The sequence below is a fragment of the Modestobacter sp. SYSU DS0904 genome, from assembly GCF_054051115.1.
Window position 1 is genome coordinate 231984 of record NZ_JBJHAQ010000002.1, and the last position, 21294, is coordinate 253277.

Sequence of the window (21294 nt, forward strand, 5' to 3'; positions counted from 1 at the left end):
ACCCGGTGGGCGCTGCCGGTGATCAGGTGTCGTGGACGATGACGCCGCGGATGATCTTGCCGTCCTCCAGGTCCTGGTAGCCCTGGTTGACCTCGTCGAGGGTGTAGCGGCGGGTGATCAGCTCGTCGAGCTTGAGCTGCCCGTCGCGGTAGAGCCGGAGCAGCCGGGGGATGTCGTAGAGGGGGTTGCACATCCCGAAGACGTGCCCCTGGATCCGGCGCTGGTAGCCGACGACGGCGCCGTTGGCGGTCAGCTGGATGTGGGTGTCGGTGCTCCGGCCGACCGAGGTGACGGTCACCTGGCCGCCCTTGCCGACGATGGCGGTGGCCTGGGACACGACCTCGGGCGTGAGGACGCCGACGGTGCAGATCGCGTGGTCGGCGAGCTGCCCCCAGGTCATGTCGTCGACGGCCTGCTGGGCGGCCTCGGCCGTCGGGAACACGTGGGTGGCACCGAACTGCATCGCCATCTCGCGCTTGAACGGCGCCGGGTCGACCACCACCACGTTCTTGGCGCCGGCGTAGGCCGCGCCCTGCACGGCGTTCGAGCCGACACCTCCCGCGCCGAAGATCACCACCGTGTCTCCGGGGGCGACCTTCGCCGCGTACACCGAGGTGCCCCAGCCGGTGGGGACGCCGCAGCCGACGAGCGCCGCCACGTCGAGCGGGATGTCGTCGAGGATCTTCACGCAGGACGCCTGGGAGACCACCGCCCGCTCGGCGAACGTGCCCAGCATGCAGAAGCCGCCGAGGTCCGTGCCGTCGTCGTCGTGGAAACGGAACGTGCCGTCGGCGAGCATGCCGGTGGCCATCTGCGCGCCCTGGTCGCACAGGTTCTGCCGGCCGGTCGAGCAGTACCGGCAGGTGCCGCAGGCCGGGATGAACGAGCAGACGACGTGGTCGCCGGGGACGACGCGGGTGACGCCCTCGCCGATGGCCTCCACCACGCCGGCGCCCTCGTGCCCGCCCACCATCGGGAGCCGGCCGACGCTGTCGCCGCTGCGCAGGTGCTCGTCGGAGTGGCACATGCCGGAGTAGGCGAACTTGATCCGCACCTCACCCGGACCGGGTTCGTCCAGTTCCAGCGTGGTGACCTCCCAGGGCTTCCCGGCCTCCCGGATCACCGCGGCCCGTGTCCTCATGCGCACCTCCAGGTCGGTGTGACCCACGTCATCGTGTGGTCACGCGGCGGACGCTAGGGACGGGCGGGGGCGCCGTCCACGCGACAAATGACGGTGTGGACCGCTGGCGCGCTGGACGCGTCGCCCGGGCTGGCCAGTCTGACCTGCGCGTTCGTCGGGCGCGGCCGGTGGGTGGCGGGGCAGATCGGTGTGCGAATATTTTTCGACGGTTCGCATGCCGCACACATCGGGTCGCCGGACCGTGCCTGGCGGCCCCCGGGTGTGCCCCCGGAACCGGCCCGCACGACCGGTTGCGGCAGGTCCGCCGGTGGCTACACTCCGGCGACCTGACCGCCGACCATCGGGCTGACTGTGACCGACGCTGAGGACGACGCCCCGCCGGGTGGCGTGACCGGCGGCCCGCCCGAGCGCGGTGACCACTTCGCCAAGACCCTCGCCCGCGGCCTCGAGGTCATCAGGGCGTTCTCCGCCGACCAGCCCCAGCCCACGCTCAGTGAGATCGCCCGGACCACCGGGCTGAGCCGGGCGGCGGCGCGCCGCTTCCTGCTCACCCTCGTCGACCTGGACTACGTCGGGGTGGTCGATCGCCGGTTCCACCTGCGGCCCACCGTGCTCGAGCTGGGCTACACCTACCTGTCGGTGCTGGGCGTGCCCCAGGTGGCCACCCCGCACCTGGTGGCGCTCACCGAGCGGCTCGACGAGTCGACCAGCCTGGGGGTGCTCGACGGCGACGACGTGGTCTACGTGGCCCGGATCGGCAGCCGACGGGTGTTCGTCAACGGCGCCACCGTCGGGATGCGCGGCGCGGCCTGGCTGAGCTCGCACGGGCGGGTGCTGCTGGCCGCGCTCCCCGCCGCCGAGCTCGACGCCCACCTCGAGCGGGTGCAGCTGGAGCGCCGCACGGCGCACACCGTCCGCGACACCGGTGAACTGCGCCGGCGGCTCGCGCAGGTGCGGGCGCAGGGCTGGTCCCTCGTGGAGGAGGAGCTCGAGGAGGGCGTCACCTCCCTCGCCGCGCCGGTGCACGGGCCCGACGGGACGGTCGTCGCCTCGGCGAACATCGCCAGCCACGCGCACCGGCTCGGTGCCGGCCCGCAGCGGGAGGCCGCGCTGGAGGCCCTGCAGGAGACGGTCGCGGCGATCGAGCGCGACCTCGCCCGGATGGGCGGCGGAGTGCAGCGCATCCCGCGCTGAACGCCGCCCGGGCGCCCGGGCCCGGTCCCGACCGGGTGGGTCGCCGGGCGCCGGCCGGGTGGCGCCGGCCGGGTGGTGCTGGCCGCATGGCGCCGGCCGGGTGGTGCTGGACGGATGACGTAGCCGGATCGGGCCGCCGGGCCCGGGACGGCGGGGCGGGCGCACGGTTGCATCGCCAGCGACCGAGACGCCGGTCACCCCGGCCGGCGTGGCGGCGCCCACCGCACCCCGCGTCCAGAGGAGCACGTCCCCGTGGCCTCACCCGTCCGCACGCCGTCCGCCTCGACCGAGGTCCTGGAGCCGGGCCGCATCGGCGCGTGGACCGGGCCGCTGCCCTCGCCGACCCCGACCGGCGCACCTGTCGCCGGTCCCGGCACGGGCTGACCGGCCGGTGGCGAAGCCCGGCGGGGTGACTCCCCGTCCTGTCGCGACCGTCGACCTGGGACGCTCTGGGCGTACGGCCGCACCGGTGCGGCCCGACCCGAGCTGGGGGTGGGTGGCGATGGGCGCACGCACGGCGGCGCAGGAGCAGACGGCGCAGGACCTGCTGGTCGCCCTGGTCGAGGTGTCCGCCGACGGGCTCGGCGTGCTGGACCCGGACGGCCGGCTGGTGCGGGTCAACCGCGCGGGCCGCGCGATCCTGGGGCTGGCCGAGGGTGACCTGCCCCCGGACTTCGTCCCGTTCGGCACCTCGGCGGCCGGTCTCGGGGTGCCCGACGGCAGCGGCGCGCTGCTCACGGTCACCACCGCGGACGGCCGCCGACGCACCCTGGAGTACCGGCTGGCGACGCTGCCCGACGGGCACGCCGCCGTCTGGTTCAGCGACGTCACCGACGAGCTGCGCCAGCAGGATCGGCTGACCGCGATCACCCGCGCCGCCGCCCGGGTGGCCGGCGTCCGCTCGCTGCGGACCACGCTGGACGCGGTGGCCCGGGAGGTGGTGCGGACCGCGCAGCTGGGCGCCGTGCAGATCTTCGCCCTGGACGACCCGCGGGCCGAGGTGCGGGTGCTGGGCATGGCGGGTTTCGGCGACGCCGCCGACTTCACCGAGCGGTTGTCGGCGGTCCGCCGGCTGGGGGCCCACGTCCGCTTCATGGACGCCTTCGCGACCGGTCGGCCGGTGGTGGTCGGGCACCGGAAGGCGGCGATCCTGGCCGACCCCCGCTGGGCGCCGCTGCACGCGGTGATGGCAACCCCCGACTGGGACAGCTTCGCCTCCGTGCCGCTGGTGGTCGGGGGGCGCACCGTCGGGGTGATGAACGCCTACTACAAGCCGGGGGAGGACCCCAGCGCCAGCTCGCTGGCCTTCCTCGAGGCGATGGCGGACCAGGCCGCGGTCGCCATCCACATCGCCACGCTGCTGGCCCACACCCGGTCGGAGGCGGAGTCCGACGAGCGCCGTCGGCTGGCCCGCGACCTGCACGACTCGGTGGTCCAGCAGCTGTTCTCCATGCGGCTGCAGGCCGGTGCGCTGCGAGCGCAGCTGGACGCCGGGGATGCCGGCCCGGCCGGGGTGCGGGCCGCCGCCGGCGAGCTGGCCGAGCTGGCGCAGAGCGCCCTGGCCGACCTGCGCGGGCTCGTCTTCGAGCTGCGGCCGCTGGAGCTCGCCGACCGGGGCCTGGTCGAGGCGGTGCGCGCGCACGCGGACAGCGTCGAGGTGCGCACCGGCCTGGTGGTCGAGGTGCTGGCCGAGGGCGACGTCGAGCCCGCCTGGGAGCTCACGGTGCAGGAGGACGTCTACCGGGTGGTGCAGGAGGCGCTGCACAACGTGGTCAAGCACGCCCGCGCCCGCACGGTGGAGGTCCGCTTCGCCCTCGACGCGGAGCAGCACAGCCTGGTGGTGACCGTGCAGGACGACGGGTGCGGCGCCGGGGAGGCCCCGGCGGGCCCCACGCTCGGCCTGGTCTCGATGCGTGAGCGCGCCGAGCGGTGGGGTGGGCGGTGCACCGCCGGACCGCGCGACGGCGGCGGGTGGCAGGTGCGGCTGACGCTGCCGCTGATCGAGCAACGACCGGAGCGGACACAGGGAGGGCTGGACCGGTGAGCGAGCAGGAGCAGGGTGCGCAGGAGGCCGGCGCCCAGGAGGGCGGTGCGCAGGAGACCGGGGTGATCCGGCTGATGGTCGTCGACGACCACGCCGTCGTCCGCCGCGGCATCCTCGCCTACGTCGACGCCGTCCCCGCCCTGGAGGTGATCGCCGAGGCCGGCGACGGGCAGGACGCGCTGGCCCAGCTGACCCAGCGGAAGACCACCGGGGACCCGCTGCCGGACGTCGTCCTGATGGACCTGCAGATGCCGCGGATGGGTGGCATCGAGGCCACCGAGGCGATCGCGCGGGTGCACCCGGGCGTGGCGGTGGTGGTGCTGACCAGCTTCGGTGAGGTGGAGCGGGTGCACGCGGCCCTCGCCGCCGGCGCCTCCGGGTACGTGCTCAAGGACGCCGAGCCGGCCGAGGTGGTCGCCGCGGTGCGGGCCGCGGCCGCCGGCGAGGTGCACCTGGACTCAGCGGTGGCCCGCCAGCTGACCCGGCGGATGTCCGGGCCGCAGGTGGGGCTGGCCGCGCTGACCGCGCGCGAGCGGGAGATCCTGGTGCTCGTCGCGCAGGGGCACTCGAACCGGGAGATCGCCGACCGGCTGGTGATCAGCGAGCGCACCGCACGCACCCACGTGAGCAACGTGCTCTCCAAGCTCCAGCTGACCTCCCGCACCCAGGCCGCGCTGCTGGCCATCCGCGACGGCCTCATCCCGCCGCCCAGCTGACCCCGCCGGGTGGCTGCGACGGATGACGTAGCCGGCACCCGCCCCGCCGCCCGGTCACGAGCTGACCGCCGACGGGTACCGCTGGACGTCCCGCGGGCTAGCGTGGCGGTGTCACCGGTCACTCCCGACGGCGGCACCCCGAACCGAGGAGAACGCGCACCCGATGCCCGACGACCAGTCCGTGCCGGCGATGCCGACCCGTACCTCTCCGACGGTGGGTGGCCAGCTGTGGTGAGCCGGCACGTGATCGTCACCGACACCCCGCGCCCCGATGCCGACGCCGTCGCGGTGCTCGGCAAGGCCGGGGTGGCCACCGCGCACGAGGCGATGGGCCGCCGCGGGCTCACCCACCCGGTGCTGCGCCCGATCTACCCCGGCGCCCGGATCGCCGGCCGCGCCGTCACGGTGCTCAGCCAGCCCGGCGACAACCTGATGATCCACGCCAGCATCGAGCAGTGCGGCCCCGGTGACGTGCTCGTGGTGACCACCACCTCGCCGTCCACCGACGGCATGTTCGGCGAGCTGTTCGCCACCCAGCTGGCCACCCGCGGGGTGCTCGGCCTGGTGATCGACGCCGGCGTCCGCGACGTCGCCGACCTGACCGCGATGGGCTTCCCGGTGTGGTCCCGCGCGGTCTCCGCGCAGGGCACGGTCAAGGCCACCCCCGGCTCGGTGAACGTGCCGGTCGTGGCCGCCGGCGCCCTGGTGCACCCCGGTGACGTGATCGTCGCCGACGACGACGGCGTGCTCGTCGTCCCCCGCGCCGACGCGGCCGCGGTGGCCGAGGCGGCCACCGCGCGGGATGCCAACGAGCAGGCCAAGCGCGAGCAGTTCCAGGACGGCGTGCTCGGCCTGGACGTGTACGGCATGCGCGAGAAGCTGGCCGCCCTCGGGGTCACCTACGTCTCGGCCACCGAGCACGCGAGCGAGCAGGGGGGCCGGTCGTGAGCACCTTCGTCCTCGTCCACGGCGCCTGGCACGGCGGTTGGGCCTGGGACCGGGTGGCGCCGCTGCTGCGGGCCGCCGGCCACGAGGTGCACGCGCCCACGCTCACCGGCCTGTCCGAGCGGGCGCACCTGCTGTCCCCGCAGGTCGGCCTGGACACCCACACCGAGGACGTCGTCCGGCTGATCGAGGTGCTCGACCTGCGCGACGTCGTGCTGGTCGGCCACAGCTACGCCGGGCACGTGATCAGCATGGTCGCCGACCGGGTGCCCGAGCGGATCCGCCGGCGGGTCTTCCTGGACGCCTTCGTCGGCGACGACGGTGAGACCGCCGTGTCGCTGCAGCCGGAGACGGTGGCCCACCACTGGGCGGAGTCCGCCGCCGAGCAGGGCTTCGGCTGGCTGGTGCCGGTGCGCAAGCTGTCGGTCCTCGGCGTGACCGAGCAGGCCGACATCGACTGGCTGACCCCGCGGCTGACCGCCCACCCGTGGAAGACCTACACCGACCCGCTGCGGCTCTCCGGTGCCGCCGACGGGGTGCCGGCGGCGTTCATCGAGTGCGTCAGCTGGATGCGGGTGTTCCAGTCCCAGGCCGACCGGGCGCGCGAGCGCGGCTGGCCGGTGCACGAGCTGGAGACCGGGCACGAGGCGATGGTCACCGCGCCGAAGGCGCTGGCCGACGTGCTGCACGAGCTGGCCTGAGCGGGGAGGAGACCTGCGATGGAGTTCCTGGTCCGGTCGGAGAACCGACTGCCCGCCGACTTCCCGCCCGAGCGTCGGGCGGAGCTGCGCGCCGGCGAGCGGGCGCGCGCGGTCGAGCTGCGCGCGGCGGGCGTGCTCAAGCGGCTGTGGCGGGTGCCCGGCCGCAACGCCACCGTCGGCCTGTACGAGGCGGCCGACCCCGCCGAGCTGCACGACGCGCTGATGTCGCTGCCGATGGCCCCCTGGCTGGACGTGCACGTCGAGGCGTTGGCCACCCACCCCCAGGAACGCGCGTGACCGCCCCCGGCAGCGCGGACCCGGGCACCAACCAGCGTGGCACTTCCGAGCACAGCGGGACGGGCGAGGAGACCCTCATGACCACCGACCAGACCAGCGCGGCACCGCGGCCGGCGATCGACGTGCCGGGCACGCCGATCTTCGACGGCGCCACCAGCCGGCGCGGGTTCAAGATGAACAAGCTGTTCATGAGCCTGCGCACCGAGGAGGCCCGGAACCGGTTCCTGGCCGACGAGCCCGCCTACTGCGCGGAGTTCGGGTTGACCCCCGAGCAGACGAGTGCGGTCACCGCGCGCGACTGGCAGGCGATGATCGACCTCGGCGGCAGCATCTTCTACGTGTACAAGCTCGCCATGATGGACGGGCGTTCCATGCAGTACCTCGGCGGTGTGTTCACCGGCATGACCGAGGACGAGTTCAAGGCGGCGCTCGCCGCGGGAGGGCGGTCCTGATGGCCGAGGTGATCTGGGGGCTGGCGACCTCGCACGTGCCGTCCATCGGCGCGGCGATGGACCGGGCCAAGACCCAGGAGGACAACTGGAAGCCGCTGTTCGACGGCTACCAGCCGGCCCGTGACTGGCTGGCCGAGCACAAGCCCGACGTCGCGATCGTGATCTACAACGACCACGCCAACGGCATCGACCTGGACATCGTGCCGACCTTCGGCATCGGCACCGCCGACAACTTCCCGGTCGCCGACGAGGGCTTCGGCCAGCGCCCGGTGCCCGAGGTGCTCGGCCACCCCGAGTTCTCCTTCCACCTGCTGGAGAAGCTGGTCGACGAGGGCTTCGACATGACCGTCTTCCAGGAGCTCGAGGTCGACCACGGCCTGACCGTGCCGCTGTCGGTGTGGACCCCGGACCCGGGGGAGGCGTGGCCGTGCCCGGTCGTGCCGCTGCTGGTCAACGTCATCCAGTACCCGCAGCCGACCGCCGCCCGCTGCCACGCGCTGGGCAAGGCGCTGGGCCGGGCGATCCGCAGCTTCCCCGAGGACATCACGGTCGGCGTGCTCGGCACCGGCGGCATGTCCCACCAGCTGGCCGGCGAGCGGGCGGGGTTCATCAACTCCGACTTCGACCGCCAGTTCCTGGCGGAGATCGAGACCGACCCGGAGAAGCTGGCCGCGCTGTCGCGCGAGGACTACGTGCGGCTCGCCGGCTCCGAGGGCATCGAGATGATCATGTGGCTGATCATGCGCGGCGCGCTGGACGACGACGTCACCCGGGTGCACGACACCTACTTCGTGGCCGCGTCGAACACCGCGGCGGCGCTGGCGCTGTTCGAGAACAAGGTGCTCCAGACCGCCTGACCTCCTCGACGGCCGGTCGCACGGCCACGACACCGAGCCCGGTCCCGCCTCGGCGGGGCCGGGCTCCGTCGTGTGCTGGCCCGCTCGTGTGCCGGGCCGGTGGTGCGGTGGCGGCCCGACGTGCCGGATCTCCGGTGTGGGCACAGCGACACGCCGCGGGCACGCGGAGTCACCTGAGATCGGTCGCCGGCCATCTGTTGACTTCGCCCGAAGTGATGAGCTTCACTTCGTCGGCGCGGTACCGGAAAGTTCCGAAAGCCGCCGGGGATCCACCGGAAGCACAGTCGCTGCGCGATCATCCCGAGGAGAACAACGCACATGAGACAACGACGTCTGGTCGGCGGAGCAGCGATGCTCGGCCTGGTGGCAGGGGCCGGCGTGGTCGCCGCGCCCGCGGCCACCGCCGCACCGACCACGGTGCACACCACCGGCTTCGAGACCGGCACCGATGGCTGGTTCGGCCGCGGTGATGCCCAGGTGGCGGTCAGCACCGACGAGGCCCGCACGGGCGCGGCCAGCCTCGCGGTCACCGGCCGCAGCCAGAACTGGCACGGGGCCGGCCTCGATGCCCAGCCGGTCATGCCGGCCGGGCGCTACACGATCGAGGGCTGGGTCAAGCTGCCCGCCGGCTCCGGCAGCGACCAGGTCACGCTGAGCGTGGCGCGGACCCCGGCCGGCGGCAGCACCGCCTACGACTCCGTGGCCTTCCAGGTCGCGGTCTCCGACGGCGGGTGGACCAGGATCGGCGGCAGCTACGAGTTCGCCGGCGGCGTCAGCCAGCTGGAGCCGTACTTCGAGAGCCCCGACGCCACCCAGGACTTCTTCCTCGACGACATCGCGATCGTCGGCGAGGCGGCCGCGCCGCAGGAGCCGGGCACCGTGGCCCCGCTGGCCACCGACTTCGAGGACGGGCTGCAGGGCTGGGGCCCGCGCGGTGACGCCCGGGTCGAGCGCACCACCGCCGACGCGCACAGCGGTTCGGCCAGCCTGCTGACCACCAACCGGCTGCAGAACTGGCAGGGCCCGGTCATCGACGTCACCGGCAACCTGGCCGTCGGCCAGACCGTGCAGGTGACCCTCTGGGCCAAGCTGGCGCCCGGTCAGGGGTCGGCGTCGCTGCTGGCCTCGATCCAGCGCAACCGCGGCACCCAGACGAACTACGAGAACATCGGTGGCGCCAGCGCGGTCGTCACCGACTCCGCCTGGACGCAGCTGCGCGGCACCTACACCCTGGGCGCGCCGATCGACACGGCGCAGCTGTACGTCGAGGGCGACGCGAACAAGGACTTCCTGATCGACGACGTGACCGTCGCGCCGTTCGCCGAGACCCCCATCCAGGACGTCCCGGCGCTGCAGGAGGTGCTCGGCGCCCAGGGCTTCGAGCACGTCGGCGTGGCGATCGACTCGCGGGAGACCGTCGGCCGGGCCGCCCAGCTGGTGACCAAGCACTACAGCGCCTTCACCCCGGAGAACGACGGCAAGCCCGAGGTCGTCCAGCCCACCGAGGGGACGTTCGACTTCACCAACCTCGACCGGTTGCTGGACTTCGCCGACGCCACCGGCACCGACGTCTACGGCCACGTGCTGGCCTGGCACTCGCAGACCCCGGCCTGGTTCTTCACCGACGGCGCCCGCGACCTGACCGACAGCCCGGCCGACCAGGCGATCCTGCGAGCCCGGCTGGAGGCGCACATCAAGGGGATCGCCGACCACCTCGCCGCCCGGTACCCGAACGGCGACTCGCCCGTCTGGGCCTGGGACGTGGTCAACGAGGTCATCGCCGACGGGGACAACGCCAATCCGCACGACATGCGGGACAGCCGCTGGTTCCAGGTGCTCGGCGAGCAGTTCGTCGACGAGGCGTTCCGGCTCGCGGACCGGTACTTCCCGGGCGCCGAGCTGTTCATCAACGACTACAACACCGAGATGCCGGAGAAGCGGGCCGACTACCTCGAGCTGGTCGGCAGCCTCATCCAGCGCGGGGTCCCGATCGACGGCGTCGGCCACCAGGTGCACGTCGACTTCGCCCGGCCGGTGCAGTGGGTCGGCGACTCGCTCGCCGGCGTGGAGCGGCTCAGCGCCGAGACCGGCCGTCCGCTGCTGCAGGCGATCACCGAGCTCGACGTGAGCAACTCCAAGGAGAACAACGGCGCCGACGTCAGCAACGGCACGGTGCCGCAGCACTCGCCGGCCTACGCCGACGACGTTGATGCGGCCGCCGAGCTGGGCTACTACTGGCGTGACCTGTTCTCGGTGTTCCGCGACCACTCGGACTCCATCGAGTCGGTGACCGTGTGGGGGATCAGCAACGCCCGCACCTGGCTCCGCACGTGGCCGGCCGCCCGCCCCTGGGAGCAGCCGACCCCGTTCGACGACGACCTGCAGGTCACCCCGGCCTACTGGGGCATCGTCGACCCGAGCCGGCTGCCGGCCCGCCCGGCGGACGTCTCGCCGCCGCGGATCGCCGCCAAGGACCCGGTGCTGGCCACCTCCACCAGCGTCGACGGTGCACCGGTGACCTACGCCCCGCCGGTCACCGGCGACACCCGCGACGGTGCGCTCGTGCCCACCTGTGACACGCCGTCGGGCGCGCAGTTCCCGATCGGCACCACGACGGTCACCTGCACCGCGACCGACCGGGCGGGCAACACCGCCACGCCGGGACGGTTCGACGTGGTGGTCACCCCGCCGGCGACCACCACGCGGCTCTACCAGCAGATCAACAACGGGCCGGTCGTGCGGGCGAACGTCAAGCAGACCGTCCAGCTGGTCGTGCAGTTCGGCAACCAGGGCAAGGGGGTGCTGGTGGGCGAGAGCTTCCAGTACTCCTGCACCCAGACGGCCGGGGCACCGATGACGCTGCAGCTGGCCCCCGGGTCGGCCCAGCAGGTCGGCAACCGCGACTACCCGGCCGGTCAGAACGCCAACTTCACCCTGCGCGGCAACCCCACGCAGGTCGGGACGGCATCGTTCGACTGCACCCTGTCGATGACCGACTCCTTCGGTGCGCCGGTGACCGCGACCACCTCGGTCACCGTCGACGTCCGGAAGTGATCTCCCGGGCCTGAGTGCCCACCGCACGCAGCCGGCCCCCGTCCACCGTCAGGTGGGCGGGGGCCGGTCGCGTGCGCCGGTGCGTGCGCCGGTGCGCTCAGCGGGGGATGCGGGTCACCGGACCTGGCCCTCGAACAGGCAGGTCACCCCGGCGACGTGGGTACGGCTGTCAGCCACGTGCGCCCGCAGCTCGGCCAGGACGTCGGGTTGCCCGTGCGGGACGGCGGCCAGCACGGGGCGACGGGGGCGCAGGGCGGCGTGCCGGAAGACCGATCGGGTCAGCTCGGTCCGCAGCTGCCGGGGTACCGCCTGGGCCAGCCAGAACTCCAACCGCACCCGGGCGTCGTCCTCGCGCACCTCCACGTGGCCGACCGGCCGGCCGCTGTCGGCCAGCGCGGTCACGCCGTGGTCGTCGTGCTCGAACCGGAACGTGGTCTCTGGGTCGGTCATGGTCCCCCCTCGCGGTCGCGGTGGTCGCTCGCTCCAGGGTCCACCGGCGAGGCGGACGACGGCGAGGGACGAAGGACCCGGTCCGCCCGGTCCGCGCGGGTGGTCGGGACCTTGGGCCCGTGCTCCGGGCGGTCCGGAGCCTCTAGCGTGGTGGGCCGGATCGCCCGGAGACGCCGGTGCGGGAGAGGCAGGCTGGTGACCACGGACGCGGCGACCACCCCGGTGCGGGTGTTCCTGCTCGACGACCACGAGATCGTCCGGCGCGGCGTCGCCGACGTGCTGGAGACCGACCCCGGGATCACCGTCGTGGGCGAGGCGAAGAACGCCGCCGAGGCGCTCGCCCGGGTGCCGGCGCTCCGCCCGGACGTCGCGGTGCTCGACGTGCGGCTGCCGGACGGCGACGGGGTCAGCGTCTGCCGCGAGCTCCGCTCCAAGATGCCCGAGCTCAAGGTCATCATGCTGACCAGCTACAGCGACGACGAGGCGCTCTTCGAGGCGATCATGGCCGGCGCGTCGGGCTACCTGCTCAAGCAGATCCTCGGCCAGGACCTGGTCTCCGGGGTGCGCACGGTGGCCGCGGGCGGCTCGCTGCTCGACCCCGCCGCCGCGGCGGCCGTGATGGAGCGCATGCGCCGCGCCGCCGAGCCGGCCGGGCCGCTGGCGAAGCTCAGCGACCAGGAGCGCACCGTGCTCGAGCTCATCGGCGAGGGGCTGACCAACCGGCAGATCGGCGAGCGGATGTTCCTGGCCGAGAAGACGGTGAAGAACTACGTCTCGCACCTGCTGGCGAAGCTGGGCCTGGAGCGGCGCACCCAGGCGGCGATCCTCGCCACCGAGCTGCGCGGCACCCCCGGGCCGGCGAAGCAGCGCTGACCGACGCCCCCGTCCGGCGCCGATCAGGTGGTGGCGGTGGGGGCGCCGGCCAGGGGGGCGGTGGTCAGGGGGGCGGTGGTCAGGGGGCGGTGGCGGCGGGGACCGGGGTGCCCAGCGTGATGCGCCGGCCGCGCAGCAGGGTCATGCCGATCGCCACGTAGCAGGGCTCGTCGGCCGGCGCCCACGCGCGGGCCCCGGTCGCGTCGAGCGCCGCGACCTCCGCCGGATCGGTGATCAACCGGGAGGCGCCGACCACGGTCACGTTCCACCCGGTGCGGTCGACCCGGTCGTGCTCGTCGACCTCGAAGGCCACGACCGCGCCCCGGCTGGCGGCGGCCACCTTGCTCCCGCGCCTGGTCGGGATGACGATCTCCGCGCCCACGACGGCGAAGGAGACCGGCTGGATCGCCGGCAGCGCGCCCTCGGTGTAGGCGATCCGCCCGATGGCGGCGGTGGTCAGCAGCCGCCGGCACTCCGTGTCGGTGAGCACCTCGAGGACACGGTCGGTCACCTGGGTGGTCACCTGGGTGGTCACGGGTTCCTCCTGCGCACGGGACGGTCGATCGTGCCGCGCACGATCGTCTGCCACCAACTGTGCGCGCCCGCGCGGCGCGGCACCCGGGGTCCTAGGTCCCGACCTCGGCTCCCCTGGTCCGGTCGTTCGGGACGCCGGCGGGGGTCAGCCGTGGCCGGGGACCGGCAGGGGCGCGCACCAGCGCAGCCGGGTGCCGCCCTCCGGCAGCGGCTCCACGGCGCTCTCCCCGCCCCACCGGTGGGCCCGCTCCCGCAGGTTGCGCAGGCCGCTGCGCGCCACGGTGGGCCCGATGCCCCGCCCGTCGTCGACCACCTCGAGCACCACCTCGTCGGCGACGTCGAGGGTCACGGTCACGTGCCGGGCGCCGGAGTGCCGGGCGGCGTTGCTCACGCCCTCCCGCACCACGGCCTCGACGTCGGCCGCCAGCTCGCCGGTGACCAGGTTGTCGACCGCGCCGGACATCCGGACCGTGGGGTGCAGTCCGTCGTCGGTGCTCTCGGTGACGATGTCGAGCACCCGCCGGCGGAGGCTGTCGGCGTGGTCGGCGCCGTCGGTGGTGTGCAGGTCGAAGATCGTCGTGCGGATGTCCCGGACCGTCTCGTCGAGCTGGTCGATCACCCCGCGCAGGCGCTGCTGCACGGCGGCGTCCCGGACCCGGCCGGTGGCCGCCTGCAGGCTGAGCCCGGCGGCGAACAGCCGCTGGATCACGTGGTCGTGCAGGTCCCGGGCGATCCGGTCACGGTCCTCGTAGACGTCGAGCTGGCGGGCCACCTGCTGGCGGACCGCCATGTCCAGGGCGAGGGCGACCTGGTCGGCGAAGGAGCTGATCAGCGGGCCCAGCGTCGGGTCGAACGGGTCACGGCCGCCGCGGCGGCAGGCGATGACCACCGCCGTCTGGCTGTCCGCCCCGCGCAGCGGGACGGCGATGACCGGCCCCCACGACGGCTGGGCGGCCGGGTCGGCGGGATCGAGCCCCGAGACGTCGAGGGTGATCACGCCGTCGGCCTCCGCGACCGCCGCCAGGACCGGGCTGTCGGCCAGCCCGAGCGTGGTGCCGGCGAGCTCCTGGACCCCCTCCCCGCACTGGGCCTGCACCTCGAAGCGGTCGGCCGCGTCGCCGGCGCGGACCAGCCACGCGGCGTCGGCGTCGGTGAGCTCGGCGACCCGGTCGACCACCAGCTGGAACGACGCCTCGGGGGAGAGGCCGCCCAGCAGCGCGGCACGGACGTCGGCCACCGCGGTCAGCCAGCGCCGGCGGACCTCGCCCTCGGCGTAGAGCCGCGCGTTGTCGATCGCGATCCCGGCCGCACCGGCGAGCGCGGTGAGCACCGCCTCGTCCTCGGCGGTGAAGGCGCCCCCGCGCTTCTCGGTCATGTAGAGGTTGCCGAACACCTCACCCCGCACCAGCACCGGGACGCCGAGGAAGCTGCGCATCGGCGGGTGGTGCGGCGGCATGCCCACCGAGGCGGGGTGGGTGCCCAGGTCGGTGATGCGCAGCGGGTGCGGGTCGGTGATCAGCTGCCCGAGCACGCCCTTGCCCTCGGGGAGGTGGCCCATCCGGGCGGCCAGTTCCTCGTCGATGCCGACGGTGATGAACGCGCCGAGCCCGCCGCCGGGCCGCAGCACCCCCAGCGCCCCGTAGCGCGCGTCGACCAGCCCGGTGGCCGCCTCGACGATCTGCCGGAGGGTGGCGTCGAGGTCCAGGCCGCTGGAGACGCTGAGGAAGGCGTCGAGCAGGTCCTGCACGCGCTCCTGCGAGCGGGCGACCGCGGCGAGCCGCTCCTGCACCTCGCCGAGCAGCTCGGTCAGCCGCATGCCGGCCAGTGGCGAGGGCGCGGCCGGTGCGGGGCCGTCGGGGCCGCTACGAGGTGCACGACTGCTCATCACGCCCAGATTGGCACTGCACCGGCGGGGACGGAAGGCCGGGGTGCGGTCGCGGCGCGCAGCCGGCGGCCGGAGAGGACGGCGCGCGGAGCATCACGTAGCAGTGCCGGTCGGCGGGGAACCACGGGCGGAGCCCCCAGTGGTCCAGCCGGGCGACCTGGTCCGGGTCCTGGACCAGGCGGGAGGGGCCGACCACGGTCACGTCCCAGCCGGTGCGCCCCGGCACGTCGACGTCGTCGACCTCCAGGGCGAGCACGGCGGCGCGGGCGGCCTCGGCCAACGGGCGGCCGGTGCTCACCGGCACGATCAGCTCCTGCCCGGAGAGCTGGTAGCTGACCGGCTGCAGCACCGGCAGCGCGCCGCTGGTGAACGCGATGCGGCCCACGTCCCGGGTGCTCAGCAGCCGCAGGCACTCGGGTGCCCGGAGCACCTGCAGCTCCCGGTCGGAGCCGGGGTCGCGGTCGGTGGCGGACACGGCGCGCACCCGGCCCGGTCAGCCGTCGCCGCGGACGGCGACGGCCGTGAGCTCGGCGGCGATCTCACCGGCCCAGGCCCGGACGGCCGGCCAGTCCCGGGAGTCGCCGACCGGCGCCCGCATCGCGGTGACCAGCGCCCGCTCGGCCAGCCCCAGCCGGGTGGGATCGAGCCGGCCCGGGAACACCCGGTGCTCGCGGGCGGTCAGCGAGCGCAGCAGCGGCGCGGCGTCGTGCGGGTCGTCCGGCGGGAACGGTGGCGCCCCGATCGGCCCGCTGCTGAACAGCCACACCGGACGGCCGCGGAGGGCGGCCGCATGGCGGGCGGCGTAGTCGCGGGCGGGCGCCAGCCACCGGCCGGCGTACACCGCGCTGCCGAGCACCACCGCGTCCGCCTCGGCCGGGTCGCCGGCGCGCTCCACCGGCAGGGTGCGCACCACGAGGGCGGGAGCCGCGGCCTGCAGCGCGCGGGCCAGCTCCTCGGCGATCTCCACCGTCGCCCCGTGCCGGCTGGCGACGGCGACGAGCACCCGGACCGGGCCGGGTCCGTCCGCGCCGGGTCCGTCCGCGCTGTGGGGCGGGGCTGCTGCGCGAGGGGCCTGCGTCGACATCGTCGTCTCCGTCCGTCGGTTGCCCCCAGCCTCGGCCGGCACCCCGGGGAGCCGCACGGGCCGGCCGTCCCCGGGGGCAGGGGCGAAGGGCCCGGACCGCCCGGGCGGGGGACGGCCGGGTCCTTCGCCCCCTCCCGGGTGCGCGGCGCGGGCGGCAGGCTGGGCGCACCGGCCCGGGGACCGCCCCGGGCACGCCCGGCAGGACGACCCGTTGCCGCAGCCACCCGGCGTCGTGCTGACGCTCAACGTGGGGTCGTCGTCGCTGAAGGCGGCGGTCCGCGACCCGCGGGTGCGGGTGCGGGTGCGGTTGCACGTGCAGGACCTGCACGACACCGGCGGCGACCTGGCGGTCGTGGACCCCGACGACCGGCGGACCCGCACGCACCTGCCCGACGGGTGGGCGGCCGCGCTGCCCGCGGTGGCCGACGCGCTCACCACCCGCGGGCTGGACCCTGGCGTGGTGGTGCACCGGATCGTGCTGGGCAGCCAGCTGCTGCCCGGGCCGCGCCGGGCCGACGACGCGCTGCTGGCCCGGCTGCACGCCGAGGAGCGCCGGGCCCCGCTGCACCTGCCGCGGCAGCTGGCCGTGGTGGAGGAGGCGCGCCGGGTGTGGCCGCGGGCGGTGGTGGTGCTCTGCCCGGACGGCGGGTTCCACGCCGACCTGCCCGACGAGGCGGTGGCGCTGCCGCTGCCGGCCGCCGACCGCGCGGCCGGGTTGCGCCGGTGGGGCTACCACGGGCTGGCCGTGCAGAGCGTGGTGCGGACGGTGCCCGACCTGGGCGACGCCGTCGTCGCCCACCTGGGCAGCGGGTGCAGCGTCACCGCGGTCGCCGGTGGCCGCTCCCGGCACACGACGATGGCGCTGAGCCCGGCCGGTGGCGTGCCGTCGATGACCCGCAGCGGCGACCTCGACCCCGAGGTGGTGCTCCAGCTCGTCGACGCCCGCGGTGGCGACGTCGCCGCGGTGCGGGCGCTGCTCAACCAGCAGGCCGGGGTGCGCGGCCTCGCCGGCGGGCGCAGCGACGTCCGCGAGCTGCTCGCCGACGGCGACCCCGCGGCCGACCTGGCGCTCCGGGTGTGGGTGCGGGAGGTGGCGATGGCGGTCGCCGGGGCCGTGACGACGCTGACCGACTGGCGGACGCTGGTGTTCACCGGCGGCATCGGCACCGGGTCGGCGGAGGTGCGCGAGCGGGTCTGTGCCCGGCTGCTGGCGCTGCGCCCGGACGTCGCGGGCGCGCCGGGCACGCCGAGCGACCGGCGGGACGGTCAGGCCTGCCGGGACCCGCCGGCGGCGACCAGCGGGGGCCGGTCCGCCCGGTCGGCGGCCGGCACCGGCACGACCAGCACCGGGGCGGCCGCCCGGTGGGTCACCGAGTGCACCGTCGGGTTGAGGGTGTCCGGCGCCGGGGTGGGCCGGCCCAGCACCACCAGGCTCGCCGACTCGGACTGCTGCACCAGCACCAGTCCGGCGCGGCCCGGGACCACCACCGTCTCGACCTCCAGCCCGGGGTGGGCGGCCTGCAGGTCGGCGACCGCCGCCTCGACCACCGCCCGCTCGGTGCGGTCGGTGGCGTCGGCGTCCAGCCGAAAGCGCAGCGGCTGCACGGCGTCGTCGGTCAGCTGCCGCCAGGCGTGCACCACCCACAACGGCTCCCCGCGGTCCAGCGCCTCCCGCGCCGCGGCGGCGAGCACGGCCGCCGTCCCCGGCTCCCCGTCGACCCCGGCGACGACGCCCTGGCACGGGACCCCGCACCCGGTGCGGCGGTGCACCAGCACCGGTGCGGTGGACGTCGCGACGACCTCCTCGGCGACCGTGCCCAGCGACGTGCCGAGCGAGGTGGCCCCCCAGGTGAGCCCGACCGCGCCGACGACGACGAGCGCCGCGGACCCGGCGGCGGTGCGCAGCACGTCGGCGGCGGTGCCGTCGACCAGCTCGGCGTGCAGCTGGTCGGTGGGCAGCCGGCCGGCGAGGGAGGCGCGCAGCCGCATCAGGTCGGCGTCGGCGGACCGGCGGGCGGCGGCGCGGGCATCGACGCCGGCCGGCAGCCCGGCCGGCTGCGGAGCCGGCCAGCTGAAGGCGCGGACGAGGTGGAGCGGCGCGCTCCGGCGGGCGGCCTCGGCGGCCGCGGCGCGGGCCGCCTCGGCGGCGGGGACGGACCCGTCGACCCCGACGACGACGGGGGCGGGGGGCTGCTCGGTCATGGCTGCTCCAGTGCGCGGGGGACAGGGGCTCACCCCGATCGTGCGGCGTCCGCCGTCGTCGGCCACGGAGGCGAAGGTCCCCGGTCGGGGTGCCCTAGCGCCCTCACCCCGGGCTCCCGCGAGCGCCGGCGGCCGTCCGTGGTCGCTCAGCGGGGGTCGGGCGCGGCCGGCTGCAGGTCGACGGCGACGGCGATGACCCCGGGGACGCGGTCCGGGCCAGGGTGGACAGCGCCCGGGTCAGCACCCCGGGGTCACCGGTCCCGTCGCCGGCTGCGGGGCGGGCCCGGTCGGTGCGGGCCACGGTGACCACGCCGTCGGCCGCCGTCACCGACCAGCCGGCCAGCTCGCCGGTGTAGGCCTCGACCAGCCGCAGCACGTCGGTGGCGACCTCGTCGTCGGACCGCACCAGGGTGCGCAGCAGGTCGCGGCGGCTGAGCATGCCGACCAGCCGGGCGCCGTCGACGACCGGGGCGCTGCGCAGCCGGCGGTCGACGAACAGCCGGGCCACGTCGGCGACGTCCGCCGTGGCCGGCACGGTCACCACCGGCGAGGTCATCACGCCGCGGACCAGCGGCGGCGGGGCCGCGTGCTCCGGCTCGCGGACCATGTGCAGCCGCGGGTCCTGGGGCAGCCGGCTGCGCAGCACGTCGGCCTCGGCCACGATGCCGATGACGGCGCCCTCTCCGTCGACGACCGGGAGGGCCGCGTACCCGTGCCGGGCCATGATCTCGGCGGCCCGCTTCGCCGACGCCTCCGGCGGCACGGTCACCACGTCCGGGGTCATCAGGTCCCTGGCCTGCACGGCGGCTCCCTCGCTCGGCGGACTCCCCACGGTGGTGCACCCACCGGGTGTCCGCAAGGGCCAGGGGGCCGGGCGCGCGGTGACCGGGGTCCCCACCGGACGGGACGTGCACCCGGCGTCGCGGCAGGGGTTCCCCGGTGCGGGCATCGGCGACATCCTCGGGCCGGGCAGCCGCGACCGCGGCCCCGGGAGGAGAGCGGGATGGACCGGAACGAGGGGTGCTGCGCCCGGCAGGTGGGGGATGTCGTCGCGGGGGACGTGTCCGTGCGCCGGGTCGCCACGGGTGCGACGGCGACCGGTGGCCTGGCCGTGGGCAGCTGGGCGGTCGGCGCGCTCGCCGTCGGCTCGTTCGCCGCCGGTGGCCTGGCGGTGGGTGCGCTGGCGATCGGGCTGCTGCGGATCGGCCGGCTCTCCGTCCGCCGGGCGGACTTCGGCGAGCTGCGGGTCGGCAGCCTCCAGGTGGGTGGCCGGCAGGTGACCTGACCGCCGGCCCGCCGGTCAGCCGCGCGCGGCCTCGAGCTCCGCGCGGGTCGGCGGGTCGGCGCCCGGCCGGGTGCAGGCGAGCGCGGCGACCAGCACCGCGTCGTCCAGCAGCGCGGCGAGCTCGGCCTCGCCGAGGCCGAGCAGCGCTGCCCGGTCGAGCACCCCGGTGCGCACCAGCCCGGCGAACAGCCCGGCCGCGAGGCTGTCCCCGGCGCCCACGGTGTCCACCACCGGCACGGCCGGCACGGACCGGCGCAGCAGCGGGCCGCCGGGCCGGGCCGCCCGCAGCGGCCGCCCGCCGTCGGTGACCAGCACCAGCGCCGGCCCCTCGGCCGCCCAGCGGGTGGCGGCCTCGTCGAGGTCGGCGCCGGGCTCCAGCCACGCGAGGTCCTCGGCGCTGACCTTGACGACGTCCGCGGTGCGCCGCAGGCCGGTGACCCGTGCGCGGACGGCGTCGGCGTCGTCGGTGAGGGTGGGCCGGACGTTGGGGTCGAAGCTGACCAGCGCCGTCCCCTCCGCCCGCACCCGGGCGACCAGCGCGGCGATCGCCGCGGACCCCGGCGGCGTCCAGCTGGAGATCGACCCCACGTGCACGATGCGGGTGCCGGCCGGCCAGACCCGGTCCAGCTCGTCGGTGGTCCACTGCCAGTCGGCCGCGCCCCGGGTGTGGAACGAGTAGCTCCCCGAACCGTCCTCGGCGAGCGCGACCACCGCGAGGCTGACCGGCTCGTCGGCGGTCAGCATCGCCTCGGTGGCCACCCCGTTGCGCGCGGCGTGGTCGCGCAGCAGCTCGCCGAAGGGCCCGGCGCCGACCCGGGCCATCAGGTGCGTCGGGGCGCCCAGCCGGGCCGCGGCCACCGCCACGTTCAACGCGTTGCCGCCCGGGAAGGCGGTGTAGCGCGGTGGTGGAGGGGCGGCGGGCCGGGTGCCCGGTGCGGCGGTGTCCCCGCCGGTGGCCGGTGGTGCCGGCGCGGCCGGGATCAGGTCGACGACCAGTTCGCCGCAGACGGTGATCACCGCCACACCGTATCGGCGCGGAGCGGGATCAGCCGAGCGAGGCGATCAGGTCGCGGCAGGCCTGCTCGCACCGGCGGCAGGCCTCGGCGCAGACCCGGCAGTGCTCGTGCATCTCGGCGTGCCGGCCGCACTCGTCGCCGCACGCCCGGCAGGCGGCGGCGCAGGCCTCCAGCACGGCCCGGGTCACGTTGGCGTCGTAGCCGGTGTGCCGGGACAGCACCCGCCCGGTGGTGGCGCAGACGTCGGCGCAGTCGGCGTTGGTGCGGATGCAGGTGGTCAGCTCGGCGACCATGTCCTCGCTGAGGCAGGCGTCGGCGCACGCGGTGCACGCCTGGGCGCACTCGATGCAGGCCTCGATGCAGGCCAGCAGCTTCTCCCGGTCGATCCCGCCGAGGTCCTTCGGGTAGGTGTCGAGCATCTGCGCGGCGACGGTCATGCGGTCCTCCTGGTCATCGAGGTCGTGTCATCGGGGCCGGGGGGGGGGGGGGGCGCGGGGCGCCGGGGGGGGGGGGGGGGGGGCGCCCCCGCGCCGGCCCCCCCCCGCGGGCTCCGGGGGGGCGGCG

21 protein-coding genes and 1 pseudogene are annotated in these 21294 nt (G+C 75.6%); 12 read left to right on the forward strand and 10 right to left on the reverse strand.

Going from position 1 to position 21294, the window contains the following annotated elements; genetic code table 11:
• Nucleotides 1–22: 22 nt before the first annotated feature.
• Nucleotides 23–1141, reverse strand: a complete 1119-nt coding sequence (locus ACI79U_RS02340) for an NDMA-dependent alcohol dehydrogenase (protein ID WP_457071710.1) — start codon at nt 1139–1141, stop codon at nt 23–25.
• Nucleotides 1142–1492: 351 nt separating this feature from the next.
• Between ACI79U_RS02340 and ACI79U_RS02345 the strand changes: the two genes are divergently transcribed.
• The 9 genes from ACI79U_RS02345 to ACI79U_RS02385 all read left to right on the forward strand — a co-directional run bounded on the left by ACI79U_RS02345 (nt 1493) and on the right by ACI79U_RS02385 (nt 11401).
• Nucleotides 1493–2335 (forward strand): IclR family transcriptional regulator domain-containing protein, encoded by an 843-nt coding sequence (locus tag ACI79U_RS02345; RefSeq protein WP_457071712.1) that lies wholly within the window; start codon nt 1493–1495, stop codon nt 2333–2335.
• 502 nt (nt 2336–2837) lie between these two features.
• The gene (locus tag ACI79U_RS02350; RefSeq protein WP_457071714.1) at nt 2838–4379 is read left to right on the forward strand and encodes a GAF domain-containing protein; all 1542 of its coding nucleotides are present in this window, start codon (nt 2838–2840) and stop codon (nt 4377–4379) included.
• Nucleotides 4376–5095 (forward strand): response regulator transcription factor, encoded by a 720-nt coding sequence (locus ACI79U_RS02355; RefSeq protein WP_457071717.1) that lies wholly within the window; start codon nt 4376–4378, stop codon nt 5093–5095. The genes ACI79U_RS02350 and ACI79U_RS02355 overlap by 4 nt, the downstream gene beginning before the upstream one ends.
• A gap of 231 nt (nt 5096–5326) precedes the next feature.
• Complete coding sequence (locus ACI79U_RS02360) at nt 5327–6043, forward strand: 4-carboxy-4-hydroxy-2-oxoadipate aldolase/oxaloacetate decarboxylase (protein ID WP_457071719.1); 717 nt, start codon at nt 5327–5329, stop codon at nt 6041–6043.
• Complete coding sequence (locus tag ACI79U_RS02365) at nt 6040–6741, forward strand: alpha/beta fold hydrolase (RefSeq protein ID WP_457071721.1); 702 nt, start codon at nt 6040–6042, stop codon at nt 6739–6741. Before ACI79U_RS02360 ends, ACI79U_RS02365 begins: the two co-directional genes overlap by 4 nt.
• 18 nt (nt 6742–6759) lie before the next feature.
• Nucleotides 6760–7038, forward strand: a complete 279-nt coding sequence (locus ACI79U_RS02370) for a muconolactone Delta-isomerase family protein (RefSeq protein WP_457071723.1) — start codon at nt 6760–6762, stop codon at nt 7036–7038.
• Nucleotides 7039–7115: 77 nt separating this feature from the next.
• Complete coding sequence (ligA, locus tag ACI79U_RS02375; RefSeq protein WP_457071725.1) at nt 7116–7490, forward strand: protocatechuate 4,5-dioxygenase subunit alpha; 375 nt, start codon at nt 7116–7118, stop codon at nt 7488–7490.
• A complete protein-coding gene (locus ACI79U_RS02380; protein WP_457071727.1) occupies nt 7490–8347 on the forward strand; it encodes a class III extradiol dioxygenase family protein in 858 nt (285 codons plus the stop codon). The genes ligA and ACI79U_RS02380 overlap by 1 nt, the downstream gene beginning before the upstream one ends.
• 318 nt (nt 8348–8665) lie before the next feature.
• A complete protein-coding gene (locus tag ACI79U_RS02385) occupies nt 8666–11401 on the forward strand; it encodes an endo-1,4-beta-xylanase (protein WP_457071729.1) in 2736 nt (911 codons plus the stop codon).
• 114 nt (nt 11402–11515) lie between these two features.
• Here the strand turns inward: ACI79U_RS02385 and ACI79U_RS02390 are convergent, their stop codons facing one another.
• Nucleotides 11516–11851: a hypothetical protein gene (locus tag ACI79U_RS02390; protein ID WP_457071730.1), complete on the reverse strand. Its 336-nt coding sequence runs from the start codon at nt 11849–11851 to the stop codon at nt 11516–11518.
• Nucleotides 11852–12046: 195 nt separating this feature from the next.
• Here ACI79U_RS02390 and ACI79U_RS02395 point away from each other — a divergent pair, with 195 nt between their 5' ends.
• The gene (locus tag ACI79U_RS02395) at nt 12047–12724 is read left to right on the forward strand and encodes a response regulator (RefSeq protein WP_457071732.1); all 678 of its coding nucleotides are present in this window, start codon (nt 12047–12049) and stop codon (nt 12722–12724) included.
• 79 nt (nt 12725–12803) lie between these two features.
• On the opposite strand, the gene ACI79U_RS02400 is transcribed toward ACI79U_RS02395, so the two are convergent.
• The 4 genes from ACI79U_RS02400 to ACI79U_RS02415 form a co-directional block, all read right to left on the reverse strand.
• Nucleotides 12804–13259, reverse strand: coding sequence for a pyridoxamine 5'-phosphate oxidase family protein (locus ACI79U_RS02400; protein ID WP_457071734.1), 456 nt, complete (start codon nt 13257–13259; stop codon nt 12804–12806).
• A gap of 144 nt (nt 13260–13403) precedes the next feature.
• A complete protein-coding gene (locus ACI79U_RS02405) occupies nt 13404–15143 on the reverse strand; it encodes a GAF domain-containing protein (protein ID WP_457071736.1) in 1740 nt (579 codons plus the stop codon).
• Entirely contained in the window at nt 15121–15618 is a 498-nt protein-coding gene (locus ACI79U_RS02410; RefSeq protein ID WP_457071738.1) for a pyridoxamine 5'-phosphate oxidase family protein, read from the reverse strand. Before ACI79U_RS02410 ends, ACI79U_RS02405 begins: the two co-directional genes overlap by 23 nt.
• An 18-nt stretch (nt 15619–15636) precedes the next feature.
• Nucleotides 15637–16146 (reverse strand): flavodoxin domain-containing protein, encoded by a 510-nt coding sequence (locus ACI79U_RS02415; RefSeq protein WP_457071740.1) that lies wholly within the window; start codon nt 16144–16146, stop codon nt 15637–15639.
• Nucleotides 16147–16516: 370 nt separating this feature from the next.
• On the opposite strand from ACI79U_RS02415, the pseudogene ACI79U_RS02420 reads away from it, so the two are divergent.
• Nucleotides 16517–17377: pseudogene (locus ACI79U_RS02420) on the forward strand (hypothetical protein); the annotation flags it as partial.
• Between the two features lie 116 nt (nt 17378–17493).
• Here ACI79U_RS02420 and ACI79U_RS02425 read toward each other — a convergent pair.
• Nucleotides 17494–18429: a universal stress protein gene (locus ACI79U_RS02425; protein ID WP_457071742.1), complete on the reverse strand. Its 936-nt coding sequence runs from the start codon at nt 18427–18429 to the stop codon at nt 17494–17496.
• A 103-nt stretch (nt 18430–18532) separates the two neighbouring features.
• Nucleotides 18533–19231, reverse strand: coding sequence for a CBS domain-containing protein (locus ACI79U_RS02430; protein ID WP_457071744.1), 699 nt, complete (start codon nt 19229–19231; stop codon nt 18533–18535).
• Nucleotides 19232–19432: 201 nt separating this feature from the next.
• On the opposite strand from ACI79U_RS02430, the gene ACI79U_RS02435 reads away from it, so the two are divergent.
• Nucleotides 19433–19714, forward strand: coding sequence for a hypothetical protein (locus ACI79U_RS02435; protein WP_457071746.1), 282 nt, complete (start codon nt 19433–19435; stop codon nt 19712–19714).
• A gap of 15 nt (nt 19715–19729) precedes the next feature.
• Here the strand turns inward: ACI79U_RS02435 and ACI79U_RS02440 are convergent, their stop codons facing one another.
• Complete coding sequence (locus ACI79U_RS02440; RefSeq protein WP_457071748.1) at nt 19730–20731, reverse strand: carbohydrate kinase family protein; 1002 nt, start codon at nt 20729–20731, stop codon at nt 19730–19732.
• Between the two features lie 28 nt (nt 20732–20759).
• Nucleotides 20760–21167, reverse strand: a complete 408-nt coding sequence (locus ACI79U_RS02445) for a four-helix bundle copper-binding protein (RefSeq protein WP_457071750.1) — start codon at nt 21165–21167, stop codon at nt 20760–20762.
• Nucleotides 21168–21294 lie beyond the last annotated feature (127 nt).

Excerpts from the sequence above, each read along its gene's own strand:
- ACI79U_RS02340 (WP_457071710.1), bottom strand. The coding sequence starts at position 1,141 with ATGAGGACACGGGCCGCGGTGATCCGGGAGGCCGGGAAGCCCTGGGAG.
- ACI79U_RS02370 (WP_457071723.1), top strand. The coding sequence starts at position 6,760 with ATGGAGTTCCTGGTCCGGTCGGAGAACCGACTGCCCGCCGACTTCCCG.
- ACI79U_RS02405 (WP_457071736.1), bottom strand. The coding sequence starts at position 15,143 with ATGAGCAGTCGTGCACCTCGTAGCGGCCCCGACGGCCCCGCACCGGCC.
- ACI79U_RS02385 (WP_457071729.1), top strand. The coding sequence starts at position 8,666 with ATGAGACAACGACGTCTGGTCGGCGGAGCAGCGATGCTCGGCCTGGTG.
- ligA (WP_457071725.1), top strand. The coding sequence starts at position 7,116 with ATGACCACCGACCAGACCAGCGCGGCACCGCGGCCGGCGATCGACGTG.
- ACI79U_RS02445 (WP_457071750.1), bottom strand. The coding sequence starts at position 21,167 with ATGACCGTCGCCGCGCAGATGCTCGACACCTACCCGAAGGACCTCGGC.
- ACI79U_RS02425 (WP_457071742.1), bottom strand. The coding sequence starts at position 18,429 with ATGACCGAGCAGCCCCCCGCCCCCGTCGTCGTCGGGGTCGACGGGTCC.
- ACI79U_RS02435 (WP_457071746.1), top strand. The coding sequence starts at position 19,433 with ATGGACCGGAACGAGGGGTGCTGCGCCCGGCAGGTGGGGGATGTCGTC.
- ACI79U_RS02390 (WP_457071730.1), bottom strand. The coding sequence starts at position 11,851 with ATGACCGACCCAGAGACCACGTTCCGGTTCGAGCACGACGACCACGGC.
- ACI79U_RS02350 (WP_457071714.1), top strand. The coding sequence starts at position 2,838 with ATGGGCGCACGCACGGCGGCGCAGGAGCAGACGGCGCAGGACCTGCTG.
- ACI79U_RS02380 (WP_457071727.1), top strand. The coding sequence starts at position 7,490 with ATGGCCGAGGTGATCTGGGGGCTGGCGACCTCGCACGTGCCGTCCATC.